General features: G+C 68.1%; 10 protein-coding genes. 6 read left to right on the top strand and 4 right to left on the bottom strand.

The annotated features are described in order from the left end of the window. Positions 1–124 precede the first annotated feature (124 nt). Both QM721_RS08170 and QM721_RS08175 read left to right on the top strand, forming a co-directional pair. On the top strand, positions 125–1165 hold the full coding sequence (locus QM721_RS08170; RefSeq protein ID WP_415120792.1) for an App1 family protein: 1041 nt from the start codon (positions 125–127) through the stop codon (positions 1163–1165). Between the two features lie 216 nt (positions 1166–1381). Further along, a complete protein-coding gene (locus QM721_RS08175) occupies positions 1382–3835 on the top strand; it encodes a DNA gyrase/topoisomerase IV subunit A (protein WP_415121057.1) in 2454 nt (817 codons plus the stop codon). A 180-nt stretch (positions 3836–4015) separates the two neighbouring features. Here the strand turns inward: QM721_RS08175 and QM721_RS08180 are convergent, their stop codons facing one another. Both QM721_RS08180 and QM721_RS08185 read right to left on the bottom strand, forming a co-directional pair. Then, complete coding sequence (locus QM721_RS08180) at positions 4016–4501, bottom strand: beta-class carbonic anhydrase (RefSeq protein WP_415120794.1); 486 nt, start codon at positions 4499–4501, stop codon at positions 4016–4018. Between the two features lie 315 nt (positions 4502–4816). Then, entirely contained in the window at positions 4817–6904 is a 2088-nt protein-coding gene (locus QM721_RS08185; protein WP_415120796.1) for a DNA gyrase/topoisomerase IV subunit B, read from the bottom strand. Between the two features lie 231 nt (positions 6905–7135). On the opposite strand from QM721_RS08185, the gene QM721_RS08190 reads away from it, so the two are divergent. Next, positions 7136–7324: a hypothetical protein gene (locus QM721_RS08190; RefSeq protein WP_415120798.1), complete on the top strand. Its 189-nt coding sequence runs from the start codon at positions 7136–7138 to the stop codon at positions 7322–7324. A gap of 60 nt (positions 7325–7384) precedes the next feature. Here QM721_RS08190 and QM721_RS08195 read toward each other — a convergent pair whose 3' ends face one another. Continuing rightward, positions 7385–8089: a DUF6882 domain-containing protein gene (locus QM721_RS08195; RefSeq protein WP_415120800.1), complete on the bottom strand. Its 705-nt coding sequence runs from the start codon at positions 8087–8089 to the stop codon at positions 7385–7387. A gap of 87 nt (positions 8090–8176) precedes the next feature. On the opposite strand from QM721_RS08195, the gene QM721_RS08200 reads away from it, so the two are divergent. After that, positions 8177–8692, top strand: coding sequence for an O-acetyl-ADP-ribose deacetylase (locus tag QM721_RS08200; RefSeq protein WP_415120802.1), 516 nt, complete (start codon positions 8177–8179; stop codon positions 8690–8692). A 121-nt stretch (positions 8693–8813) separates the two neighbouring features. Here the strand turns inward: QM721_RS08200 and QM721_RS08205 are convergent, their stop codons facing one another. Next, positions 8814–10364 carry an RNA polymerase sigma factor gene (locus QM721_RS08205; protein ID WP_415120804.1) on the bottom strand — a complete coding sequence of 517 codons (1551 nt, stop codon included), beginning with the start codon at positions 10362–10364 and terminating at the stop codon, positions 8814–8816. Between QM721_RS08205 and QM721_RS08210 the strand changes: the two genes are divergently transcribed. Together QM721_RS08210 and QM721_RS08215 are read left to right on the top strand one after the other, a co-directional pair. Then, positions 10317–12434 (top strand): S9 family peptidase, encoded by a 2118-nt coding sequence (locus QM721_RS08210; RefSeq protein WP_415120806.1) that lies wholly within the window; start codon positions 10317–10319, stop codon positions 12432–12434. The genes QM721_RS08205 and QM721_RS08210 overlap by 48 nt on opposite strands. Positions 12435–12577: 143 nt before the next feature. Then, on the top strand, positions 12578–13522 hold the full coding sequence (locus tag QM721_RS08215) for an RNA polymerase sigma factor RpoD/SigA (protein ID WP_415121059.1): 945 nt from the start codon (positions 12578–12580) through the stop codon (positions 13520–13522). Positions 13523–13541: the final 19 nt, after the last annotated feature.

Raw genomic sequence — 13541 nt, forward strand, 5'->3', positions numbered from 1 at the left:
CACGCAGCCCGAGAGCCCCCAAGTCGGCCCCCGCTGTTGCGCAGCGAACCGCGGGGGGTGCTGAAGCTGCACCCGGCGCGGGTCGTCCGCCCGGCCGGTGGTGCCGACCGCTACGGTGTGGCGGGTGAGCACCAAGCCGTTCATCGCCGCACGGGTCGAGGAGTTTCTCGACCGGCGGCTCGAAGCCCTCTTCCGGGCGCTGGGCTGGCGCGAGCAGGTGATCGGCTACGCCGGGTACGGGTCGTCCGAATTCGTCCGCGTGCTGGCGCGAGTGGTGCTGGTGCCGCAGTGGTCGCGCAGCCAACTCGGCCGCGCCACCAAAGAATTCGTGAAGCGGCGCGGCTGGCGCAGTTTCATCACCGCGCCGTGCGTCCGGGCATCGGTCACGTTCACCCTCGGCGAGCGGAGGGTCACCGTGCTGTCCGATCGCGGCGGCTACCTCGATCACCGGATCACCCCGCACGACTTCGAGCCCGGTTGGCACTCCATCACCGCCCAGACCGCGCAGTCGCGGCCGTCGGAGTGCCCGGTGCTGATCGTCGGCGACGACACGACCTTCGGGCTGGTCAGCGACATCGACGACACGATTCTCACCACCTGGCTGCCCCGGCCGATGATCGCGGCCTGGAACAGCTTCGTGCGCGACGAGTCGAACCGACAGTCAATACCGGGCATGGCACGGTTCTACCAGCGCTTTCTCGACACCCACCCCGGCGCCGTCATGGTGTACCTGTCGACTGGCGCCTGGAACACGTTCCATTTTCTCACCCGGTTCATCGACGAGCACCACTACCCCAGGGGTCCGCTGCTGCTCACCGACTGGGGGCCGACCAACACCGGCTGGTTCCGCTCGGGCATGGAACACAAGCGCACCAACCTGTTGCGGCTCGCCGCAGACTTTCCCCGGGTGCGGTGGCTGCTGGTCGGCGACGACGGCCAGCACGACCCCGAGATCTACGCCGAGTTCACCCGCAGCCACCCCACCCACGTGGCGGCGGTCGCGATCAGGCAGCTCTCCCCCACCGAACAAGTGCTCGCCCATGGCACCAACATGCCGCTCGACGAGCCCGATGAAAGCACCAAGACCGACGACACCTGGGTCGAGGCGCCCGATGGCAGAGGGCTGGCCGCACAGCTACGGCCACTGCTGGACGAGCGCCCCTGAGAAGGCGCCGACGAACCCAACCGCCGCTGATTGAGCTGCGTCGAAAGCCCTAGCCACCTTGCCTATTTCGGGTTTCGACAAGCGCTACCGGTGATAGTCGGCGTTACCCTGGTACTGCCAGGGAACGCCACTGGGCAGCGTGTCAGGTGGGCCAGCGTCGTCGGCTCGGGCAGAATCGGGGCGTAGCACTGGCGAACGAAGGAGTGGCAAGCGGTGGTGGCTCGTCCCCCGTCCGATGACGATCTGATCGAACGCATCGTCGACATCGACATCTCCGACGAGATGGAGACCAGCTATCTCGAATACGCCTATTCGGTGATCTACAGCCGGGCGTTGCCCGATGCCCGCGATGGCCTGAAGCCCGTGCAGCGCCGCATTCTCTACACGATGGACGACATGGGCATTCGCCCCGATCGTCCGCATGTGAAGTCGGCGCGGGTGGTCGGCCAGGTAATGGGCCTGCTGCACCCGCACGGCGACGCGGCCATCTACGACGCGCTGGTCCGGCTGGCCCAGCCCTGGGCACAGCGGCTGCCGGTGGTCGACGGCCACGGCAACTTCGGCTCGCTGGACGCCGGACCCGCGGCGATGCGCTACACCGAGTGCCGGATGGCGCCTGCGGCGAGCGCCATGACCGCCGGCCTGGGCGAAGACACCGTCGACTTCAAGCCCAACTACGACGGCAAAGAGACCGAACCGGTCGTGCTTCCCGCCGCGTTCCCGAACCTGCTGGTCAACGGCACCACCGGCATCGCGGTGGGCATGGCCACCAATATTCCGCCGCACAACCTGATCGAGTGCGTCCAGGCGCTCAAGCACCTGATCGCCCACCCCGACGCCGACGCCGACGCCGAGCAATTGATGCGCTTCGTGCCCGGCCCCGACCTGCCCACCGGCGGCAAGATCGTCGGCCTGGACGGCGTCCGCGACGCCTACCAGACCGGACGCGGCAGCTTCCGCATCCGCGCCACCGCCCGCGTCGAGCAGGTGCACGCCCGGCGCAAGGGCATTGTCGTCACCGAGTTGCCCTACATGGTCGGCCCCGAGAAGGTGATCGAGCAGATCAAGACGGCCGTCCAGTCGAAGAAGCTGACCGGGATCGCCGACGTCAAGGACCTCACCGACCTGGCCAACGGCACCCGGCTGGTGATCGAGATCAAGAACGGGTTCAACCCCGACGCCGTGCTGGAACAGCTGTACAAGCTGACCCGGCTCGAGGATTCGTTCGGCATCAACGCCGTCGCCCTGGTCGAGGGCCAGCCACGCACCCTCGGGCTGCGCGAAATGCTGACGGTCTACCTCGACCACAAGCTCGAGGTCACGCTGCGCCGCACGAAATACCGGCTCGGCAAGGCGTCCGACCGGCTGCACCTGGTCGAGGGCCTGCTGATCGCGATCCTCGACATCGACGACGTGATCGCGATCATTCGCGGCAGCGACGACGCGGGTGTCGCGAAGACCAAGCTGATCGAGGCGTTCGAGCTCACCGACGTGCAGGCCACCTACATTCTCGACATGCAACTGCGCCGGCTCACCCGGTTCAGCCGCATCGAGCTCGAGAAGGAGCGCGACGAGCTGCAGGCCACGATCGCTGACCTGCAGGGCATCATCGACGACCCCGCACGGCTGCGTCAGGTGGTGAGCGCCGAGCTCGACGAGGTGGCCCGCACCCACGGCACGCCACGACGAACCGTGCTGCTGGCCTCCGGGGGCGGGCCGGTCGCGTCGGCCAAGACGCCCAGCACCCCGCTCGAGATCGCGGACGACCCGTGCCGGGTGCTGCTCTCCTCGGCCGGCCTGCTGGCCCGCACCGACCACGACGACCTTCTTCCCACCGGCGGCGGCCGAGCCGCCCACGACGTGATCGTGAGCACCTGCGCGTCCACCGCGCGTGGTGAATTCGGCCTGATCACCAGCCTCGGCCGGATGATCAGGGGACAGACCATCGACCTGCCGTCGGTACCGGCCACAGCACAGGCGCCCAACTTGGCCGGCGGATCACCCTCGGGCGAGCTGTTCGCGCTCCAGCCGGGTGAACGGGTGCTGGCGCTGACCAGCCTGACCGCGAGCACCTACGGCTGGGTGCTGGGCACCGAACGGGGCGTGGTGAAGCGGGTCAACCCCGACATCATCGGCAAGGACTCCTGGGAGATCGTCCGGCTCGACGAGGGCGATCGTGTGGTGGGTGCGGCCGAGCTCAGCGACGATCAGCTTGAGCTGGTCTTCGTCAGCTCCGACGCGCAACTGCTGCACTTTCCGGCCGCATCGGTGCGCCCGCAGGGCCGCTCGGGTGGCGGCATGGCCGGCATCAAGCTGGCCCCCAAGGCATCGGTGGTGTTCTTCGGGGTCAGCGGGCTGGCCGACTCGGTGGTGGTGTCGGTCGCCGGGTCGTCCACGGCCCTGCCGGGCACGGACGCCGGCTCGGTGAAGGTCACGCCGTTCGACGAGTACCCGGCCAAGGGCCGCGGCACCGGCGGAGTACGTTGCCAGCGGTTCTTGAGAGGCGAAGACGTGCTGCAGTTGGCCTGGGTTGGTGCCACCCCGGTGGTCGCCGCAGCGGCCAGCGGCTCACCGATCGACCTGCCGGCGGCCGACCCTCGCCGGGACGCGTCCGGCACCCCGGCTGGCCAACCGATCGCGGCTATCTCCACCCGCCGTCACGCGGGCTGAGAGCCACCATCGGTCGATCCTGTCGACACGCTGATCATCGTTGGTCGAGCCTGTCGAGACCTCGATCCCCTCGAGACCTCGGACCTGCCACCTCGACCAAAGATTTCACCAGGATCAACCAACGGCACCTGTGATCGGCCCGCCCGATCCCGGCGGACTCTTGGTCCCGGCCGCAACCGGTCAGCAGACTTGGCTGAGCAGCCCGGTATCGACGTCGTAGAGAAAGCCACCCACCTCGGCTCGACCGGCGATCAGCGGATGACCGGTCAGCCGGGCCACGTCGGCGCGCAACTGCGCCTCCTGGTCGGGGTTAGCGCCGATCAGCAGTTCAGACACGTCGCGTCCACTCTCGCTCGCCACGCGTTTGCGCAACACCTCGTCGTCACCGGAGGCCATCGCGCACTTGGTGTGCTCGATCACCAGAATGCGCCGCACTCGCAGCAGGTTCACGCCCAACACGCAGCCGTTGACCGCGTCAGGCGTGACGTGCCCGCCCGGGGTGCGCAAGATCTTGGCCTCGCCCAGCATCAGCCCGAGCATCTCCAGCGGCTGGAGTCGCGAGTCCATGCAGGTGACCACGGCGACGCCCGCATGCGCATAGCCGTCGAAGTTGCGGGGAGCCGAGGTCGCGTAGCGCCGGTTCGCCTGGAGCAGATCGTCGAACATGGCTACAGCCTATGCAGCGACACGTCTCAGCGACCACATGGCGTCGAGGGTGCTCGTGAGCGACCGCCTCAACATTCGGCGCTCGGCGCTCGGCGCTCGGCGCAATTCTCTGCACATTCGGCGCCTCTGTCGTCGTTAGGAATGTGCTGATCAATCCGACCGCCGTTAGTTGCGCTTGTCGACCCCCCTAGCGAGAGCACTCTGTCCGAGGTCTCGACAAGCTCGACCAGCGGTAGGCGCATTGATCATGCGTTTCCCTGCATGAGAGCCAATCCGAAGCCCCACCGGGTCTCGACACGCTCGACCCGTGCTGGTTCAGGCGTCGATGCGCTCGGCGTCCAGGGCGTACGCACCGGCCACGATGAACTCCTTGCGCGGCGCCACCTCATTGCCCATCAGCTTCTCGAAGGTCGCCGTTGCCAGTTCGAGCGACTCGCCCTCGTCTACCGTGATGCGCCGCAGGGTGCGCTGCCGCGGGTCCATGGTGGTCTCTTTCAACTGGTCGGCGTCCATCTCGCCCAGGCCCTTGTAGCGCTGGGGCTCTTTGAACCCGACGCCACGCTTGGTGAGTTCGGCGAGCTTTCGCTGGTACTCGGCCTCACTGTAGGTGTACAGGTACTTGTCTTGGCCCTTGCGCGGGTTGCTCAACTCGAAGCGATGCAGCGGCGGCACCGCGGTGAACACCCGTCCGGCCTCGACCAGCGGCCGCATGTACTTGAAGAACAGAGTGGCCAGCAGGGTGCGAATGTGCGCACCGTCAGAGTCGGCGTCGGCCATGAAAATCACCTTGCCGTAGCGGGCCTGCTCGAGCTCGAAGGTGCGCCCCGAACCGGCCCCCACCACCTGGATGATCGAGGCGCACTCGGCGTTCTTCAGCATGTCGCCGACGCTCGCCCGCTGCACGTTGAGGATCTTGCCGCGAATCGGCAGCAGGGCCTGAAACTCCGAGTTGCGGGCCAGTTTGGCAGTGCCCATCGCCGAGTCACCCTCGACGATGAACAGTTCGCTGCGCTCGTTGTCGCTGCTCCGGCAGTCGGCCAACTTGGCCGGCAGCGAACTCGACTCGAGCGCGTTCTTGCGGCGTTGGTTTTCTTTGTGCGCCCGGGCGGCCACCCGGGTACGCGAGGCCGAGACCACCTTTTCCATCACCGCGCGGGCCTGCGGACGCTGGGCAGCCCGGGTCGAGGTGAGAAAGTCGGCCAACTCACGCTCGACCACCTTGGCCACCAGCCGGGTAACCGGTGGGGTGCCCAGCACCTCTTTGGTCTGGCCCTCGAACTGCGGCTCGGCCAGCCGCACGGTCACCACCGCCGTCATGCCCTCGAGAATGTCGTCTTTGATCACCTCGTCGCCGGCCTTGAGCAGCCGGGTGCCCTCCAGCGCTTTGGCGAACGCGCGCACCATGCCCCTCTCGAAGCCCTGCACGTGGGTGCCACCCTTAGGTGTGGCGATGATGTTGACGAACGACTGCACCGTGCTGTCGTAGCCGCCGCCCCAGCGCAGCGCGATGTCGACCTCGAGGGCGCGATCGACGTCGGTTGGCGTCATGGCACCGTCGTCGTCGAGCATAGGCACCGTTTCGGTGAAGGTGTCGGTGCCCTGCAGCCGCAGCACGTCGGTGACAGCGCTTCCGGTGGCCAAGAAGTCGCAAAACTCCGAGATGCCGCCGTCGTGCCGAAAGACCTCGCGCACCGGCTCGGACGCCCGCGTGTCGGTGATCGCCAATTCAAGGCCGGGCACCAGAAAGCTGGTCTGCCTGGCGCGGGCCACCAACGACGACCACGACAGTTGCGCGTGGGGAAGGAAAATCTGCCGGTCTGGCCAGTACCGCACGCGGGTGCCGGTGCGGCCCCGTGCCACCCGGCCGACCTTGGTGAGTTGACCGCCGGGCGTGAACGCGGCGTCCGGGCCATCGCCGGCGAAGCTGCCTGGTACTCCGCGCCGAAACGACATGGCCCAGGTGGCGCCGTTGCGGTCGACTTCGACGTCGAGCCGTGCCGACAGCGCGTTGACCACCGAGGCGCCCACGCCGTGCAGACCACCGGTGGCGTTGTACGAGCCGGCCCCGAATTTGCCGCCGGCGTGCAGCTTGGTAAACACCACCTCGACCCCCGACAGGCCGGTGCGGGGCTCAATGTCGACCGGGATGCCGCGCGCCACGTCTTTGACCTCGATGCTGCCGTCGGCATTCAACGCCACGGCGATGGAGTCGCCGAAGCCGCCCAGCGCCTCGTCGACTGCATTGTCGATGATCTCCCACAAGCAGTGCATCAGTCCGCGGGTGTCGGTGGAGCCGATGTACATGGCCGGGCGCTTGCGCACCGCTTCGAGCCCTTCGAGCACGAGCAGGTGGCGGGCCTCGTAGTCGCGCCCCTCGGCGGAAGGCTTGCCTTTGATGGTCACCCGATGAGGCTAGCGTCACCCTCCGACAGGTTCGTGCATCTCGGGCCGCTGTGCCGACGCGTCCGGCAGCGTCCGTCGCGGGGTCGTAACGCGGTTGCAATACGCCACGCGCGCCGGGCATTGCCTCACCGGCCAGACTGGGGTGCGGGGGTAGTCTCGCGGCACGGAACAATCTGGCCCCGCAGAGAGTTGACATTGGTAGACTCAAGTAACGACAGGGAGGAAACTCGAATGACTACGACAGCGGTGGGGGAACTGACCACGGCAGATCGCTGCGATCGTTGCGGCGCGCAGGCGTACCTTCGGGTGACCCTGCAGGCCGGCGAGCTCCTCTTTTGTGCGCACCACGCCAAGGCACACTCGAACCGCATCAAGCAGGTCGCGCTGACCATTCACGACGAGACCGACAAGCTGCACTGAACGCACAACCGAACGCCCCGGACGCATCGTCCGGGGCGTTCGTCGTTGATCGGGCGGTGGTCACTGCACGGGCGCGGCGCCGAGCGACCCGCGAATGCTGACGATGCGGGCCTGATCGTCGAACTCGACGGCCAGCACGTCGGGCCCCAGGTGCACCGTTAGCTGCCGTCCGTCGCCGACCACCCGCAGGTTGTGTACCGAGGCGTAAGTCAGCAGCTGCGAGCGGGCATGACCGGGCAGCAGGTCGACCGCCGCCATGATGCGGCGCGGAAAGGTCACCGCCTCAGCGGCTGGGCGGGGCACGGCCGGGTCGACAATGCCGAAGTAGGCCAGCCCGGTGCCGTAGTCGGCGGAGTAGAACGCGGTCGCACCAACCTGCGGAGCCGCCAGTAGCGCAATGCTGGCCCCGGCGCCCAGACCGGTGTCGAGCACCTCGGCGAGGCTGAACTGCGGCCTGCCCAGCTCCCAGATACCCCAGGACTCGGCGATCTCGGCCACCCTGCGCACCGGGGCGATCGCCGGCACCTGTGCCGAGAATCCGCCGTTCGCCCACGACCAGAGCCAGGTGTTGCTGGCCTTCGACACGGTGCCCAGCAGCACCACCTGCAGCGGACGTCCGGCGATGGTGAGCGTGCCCTTGTCGATGTCGGCCTGGTAGGAGCCGTTGAGGTCGACCACCGCAGCCAGGGCTTCCTGCGCCTCCATCGCAACCGCCAGGTGAGCCGCCACGGCCATGTTCAGTCGCTCATGGTTCTGTTCGGCCATGAGGCATACAGTAGTGCGCCGCCGCGGGGCGACGACCGGCTCGGGCAGTACTACCCATGGCTGGGCTGAAGGTGTCAGGGTGGGGCGGTGAGCATCATCGAAGCGGTCGAGGGCGACATCACCACCCAGCGCACCGATGCCATCGTGAACGCCGCGAACGCAAGCCTCTTCGGTGGCGGCGGCGTCGACGGCGCCATTCACGCCGCGGCCGGTGCTGGGCTGCTCGAAGCGTGCCGGCAGGTGCGGCACAGAAGCTGGCCGGCCGGTCTGCCGGTCGGCGAGGCAGTCGCCACCGAGGGTTTCGATCTGCCCGCTCGATGGGTGATCCACACCGTCGGGCCAAATGCGCACCGCGGTCAGACTGATCCGGCGCTGCTGGCCTCGTGCTTCACCCGCAGCCTCGACGTGGCCGCTGAACTGAGCGCCCAGAGCGTCGCCTTCCCGGCCGTCAGCGCCGGCGCCTACGGCTGGGCGGCCGACGATGTGGCACGCATCGCCGTGCAAGCGGTGCGCGAGCACCCCAAGCCCGGCATCGAACTGGTGCGCCTCGTACTGTTCGGGCCACGCCTGTACCAGACGTTCAGCGCTGCCCTCAGCGGCTGAGGCGCAGCTCACCCGCCCAGCATGGAAATACCACCTACCGCGCCGTTCGGGCCGGGCCACGATTCACCCGCCCGATGCGAGCGCGCGGAAACCGGCTCTTCTCCCCCGCAGGGACGACGGCTCAGTCGAGGTAGTCGCGCAGAACCTGCGAGCGCGACGGGTGCCGCAGCTTGCTCATCGTCTTGGACTCGATCTGGCGGATCCGCTCGCGGGTGACGCCGTAGACCTTGCCGATCTCGTCCAGGGTCTTGGGCTGGCCGTCGGTGAGGCCGAATCGCATCGACACCACGCCCGCCTCTCGCTCGCTCAGGGTGTCGAGCACGTCGTGCAGTTGCTCCTGCAGCAGGGTGAAGTTCACCGCTTCGGCAGGTACCACAGCCTCGGAGTCCTCGATCAGGTCACCGAACTCAGAGTCGCCGTCCTCGCCGAGCGGGGTGTGCAGCGAGATCGGCTCGCGGCCGTACTTCTGCACCTCGACGACCTTCTCCGGCGTCATGTCGAGTTCTTTGGCGAGCTCTTCCGGGGTGGGTTCGCGGCCCAGATCCTGCAGCATCTGGCGCTGCACGCGGGCGAGCTTGTTGATCACTTCGACCATGTGCACCGGGATGCGGATGGTGCGGGCCTGGTCGGCCATGGCGCGGGTGATCGCCTGCTTGATCCACCAGGTGGCATACGTGGAGAATTTGTAGCCCTTGGTGTAGTCGAACTTCTCGACCGCACGGATCAGGCCCAGGTTGCCCTCCTGGATCAGGTCGAGGAAAAGCATGCCGCGGCCGGTGTAACGCTTGGCCAGCGACACCACCAGGCGCAGGTTGGCCTCAAGCAGGTGGTTCTTGGCGCGGCGGCCGTCTTCGGCGATCCACCGGTAGTCGTCGAGATCGTCGGCGGGGATCGCCCGCCCGCTGTTGCTGGACTCCTCGGCGAATAGGCCCGCCTCGATGCGCTTGGCGAGGGTTACCTCCTGCTCGGCGTTCAGCAGCGCAACCTTGCCGATCTGCTTGAGGTAGTCCTTCACCGGGTCGGCGGTGGCGCCGGCGACGAGCACCTGCTGTTCGGGCTCGTCGGCATCGTCGGCATCGCTGACGATGAAGCCCTCGTCTTCGGCGAGTTCCTTCACGGTCTCGGCCTCTTTGGCCTCTTCGAAGCTGGAGTCGTCGACGTCATCGAGCGAACGCCGCTTGCCGCCCACGGTGAGCACCACGTCGTTACCCTCTCGGGCGAATTTCACATCGACCGCTTCGGGGCTGAGCACCGCCTCTTCGACGGTGGGCTCGCCTTCGACGTCATCGGGAGCGACCGCGTCGTTGACCGCGTCGTCGGCCCCGGCAGCGGACTTGACGGCGACGGCCGCCGGTTTGCGGCTGCGGCGGACGGCGGGCTCCTTCGCTGCGCTGCTGGTGCGCCGACGGCTGGGGGCCGCGGGCTCGTCCGATACGATTTCAGCCTTGGTAGCTGCGCTGGAGCGTGGTGACACAAGTAGCCTCTCGGATTCTTGGTTTTGGGCGCACATCATTCGGGTGTTGTCAATGGCTGGCGCCGGGTTCATTCTGTCACGGGCGTCGGGACAATCCAAACGGACGCCCCCGCGAGGAGTACCAGCGAGGCGCGCAGTAGGGTCTGCGGCATGTCGCAACCGCCTCGCGCCCCGGCCCGCCCGAGCGTCCGCACCCATCACGGCGACGCCGTCGTCGACGACTTCGCCTGGATGAGCAACAAGGGCGCCGCCGATTTTCTAGCCTATCTGGCCGCCGAGAACGCCTACACCGTCGACCAAACCAGCCACCTGGCCGGCCTGCGCGAGGAGCTCTATGGGGACGTTCTGGCCCGCACCAAGCAGACCGACCTGACGGTGCCCGAGCTGGTGCGGCACTCCGACGGCTCGCGCTGGTGGTACTACAGCCGCACCGTCGAGGGGCTCGACTACCCGATTCACTGCCGGCTGGCCGGTACCGACCCCGACGACATTCCCGATGTCACCCGTTCTCCCGAGGGCGAGCAGGTGGTGCTCGACGAGAACCTGCTGGCGCATGGCCAGGCCTACTTCGCCCTCGGCCTGTGCGACGTGTCACCGAACGGCCGCCGGCTGGCGTTCAGCGAAGATCTCACCGGTGACGAGCGCTACCGGCTGCGGGTGATCGAGTTGGCCGACCGCAGCGAGGTGCCGGTGCTGCCGGTCGAGGTGGCCGGCGGTGGGTGCTGGGCCGGTGACGACCGGCTGGTCTACCTCACCGTCGACGAGGCCTGGCGGCCCGACCAGGTGTGGCTGCATACCCTTGGCTCGCAGGCCCCCGACCGGCTGCTGCTGCACGAGCCGGACGAACGGTTCTGGCTGGGCGTCGACGAGTCGCGCGACCGCACCAAGGTGATCCTCGCCAGCGAGAGCAAGCAGACCTGCGAGTACTGGCTGCTCGATGCAGACGACCCGCACGCCGAAGCCCGCGTGGTGGCGCCTCGACAGGAGGGCCTCGAATACGGCGTCGAGGTAGGCACCGACGCCCTGTACATCGTTCACAACGCCGGCGCTCCCGAGTTCGCGCTGGCCAGCGCCCCCTTCGACGCCGCGGGGCCCGGCGACTGGACGCCGCTGGTGCCGCAGCGCACGGGCGTCCGGCTGCTCGGGGTGAGCGCGTACGCCGACTACCTGGTGCTCAGTTCGCGCTCCGAGGCGCTGCCGCTGCTCGAGGTGCTCACCCGGGCCCCGGACGGCGGGTGGGGCGAGCCCCGTCCGATCGCCTTCGACGAGCCGCTGTACAGCGCTGCCGCGCTCTCGTGCGACGACCCGCAGACCGACCGGATTCGACTGGTTCACGAGTCGCTGGTGACGCCGCGGCGACTCGAGCAGTACCGCCTCGACACCGGGGAGCGCCGGGTGCTCAAAGCCACCGAGGTGCTCGACCACCCCACGCACGGCCCGTTCGACCCTGCCGCATACGTGCAGCGCCGTGAGTGGGTCGAGGCGGCAGACGGCACCCGCGTGCCGATGTCGATCGTGCACCGGGCCGACCTGGCCCGCGACGCAACGGCACCGGCGGTGCTCTACGGCTACGGCGCGTACGAGACCGCACTGCTGCCGTGGTTCTCGATCCCCCGGCTCAGCCTGCTCGATCGCGGTTTCGTCTGGGCTGTCGCCCACGTGCGGGGTGGTGGCGAACTGGGCCGCGCCTGGTACCAGCAGGGCAGGCTGCTGGCCAAGCCGAACAGCTTCAGCGATTTCGTGGCCTGTGCCCGGCACCTGACGCAGACCGGCTGGACCTCGGCCGACCGGCTGTGCGCCCAGGGTGGATCAGCCGGCGGGCTGACCGTCGGTGCGGCGCTCAACCTGGCCCCGGACGCGTTTCGCGCCGTGCACGCCGACGTGCCGTTCGTGGACGCCCTCACCACCATGCTGAACCCGGAGCTGCCGCTGACGGTCACCGAGTGGGAGGAGTGGGGCGACCCGCTGCACGATCCGGAGGTGTACGCCTGCATGAAGAGCTACACGCCGTACGAGAACGTCCGGCCCGTCCACTACCCCGCGATTCTGGCCACCACAAGCCTGAACGACACCCGCGTCGAGGTCACCGAGCCGGCCAAGTGGGTGGCCCAACTGCGCCGCATCGTGCCCCCCGACCCGAGCCGCCCGATCTTGCTGCGCACCGAGATGATGGCCGGCCACGGCGGCGTCTCGGGTCGCTACCAGGCCTGGCGCGACCTGGCCTTCGAGCTGGCCTGGATCATCGATCAGGTGGCCCCGCAGGCCTGATACCCCCCGCGGTCGCCGTCGCTGTACGACTGTGGTCTTGGTTTGGGCATCGGGTGTGCTTTCAGGGTTCATTGAGGGCGAACACGCGAAGATCTGAGGCGTGCGTTGCGTTGTACTGATGACGAAGCGAAAGGAAGCACATGATCTCGACCGCGCACCGAATTCGGAGCACCGACGGAATCGACGGCAAGGACGCCGTAGGCCTCTACCTGGACGGAATCGCCAAGACCGCACTGCTGACCGCCGAAGAGGAGGTCATTCTCGCCAAGCGAATCGAAGCCGGCCTGTTCGCGAAGGCGCTGCTCAACGGCACCGTCGATGACGAAGTGACGCATCGCGTCGGCTGCACCACCGACGAACTGGAGCGCATCGCCGCCGAGGGCGACGCCGCCCTGCAGCGCTTCATCACCGCCAACCTGCGCCTCGTGGTGTCGGTGGCCCGCAAGTACGGCCGGGCCCAGATGCCGTTGCTCGACCTCGTGCAGGAGGGCAACACCGGGCTGATCCGCGCCGTGGAGAAGTTCGACTACAGCAAGGGCTTCAAGTTCAGCACCTACGCCACCTGGTGGGTGCGCCAGTCGATCTCGCGCGGCATCGCCCAGCAGGGACGCATCGTCCGGCTGCCGGTGCATGTGGCCGAGCAGGTCAATCAGGTTTCGGCCGCCCGGCGCACACTGGAGCGGCGCCTGGGTCGCGAACCCGAGCTGGTCGAGATCGCCGACGAACTGGGCCTCACCGAAGAGCAGGTCGTCGACCTGCTGCGGCTGGCCCGCGACCACGTCAGCCTCGACGCCCCGATCGAAGAGGACGGCGACACCGCGCTGGGCGACCTGCTCGCTCGCGAGATGTCACCCGGGCCCGACGAGATGGTGCTCGACGCCGAAGACCGCGCCCGCCTTGACGACATGTTGTCGTCGCTGGACGAGCGGTCGGCCGATGTCGTCCGCCGCCGCTACGGTCTGATGGACGGCCGCCAGGCCAAGCTCGCCGACATCGCCGCGGTCTGGGGCATCACCGCCGAACGGGTGCGGCAGATCGAACGGCACGCCATCGCCAAGCTGCGCAGCGCCCACGAACTGGCTGCCTGACCCCCTTTGGAAGCGGCCC

This window comes from Micropruina sp. (assembly GCF_047602085.1).
GTDB lineage: Bacteria > Actinomycetota > Actinomycetes > Propionibacteriales > Propionibacteriaceae > Micropruina.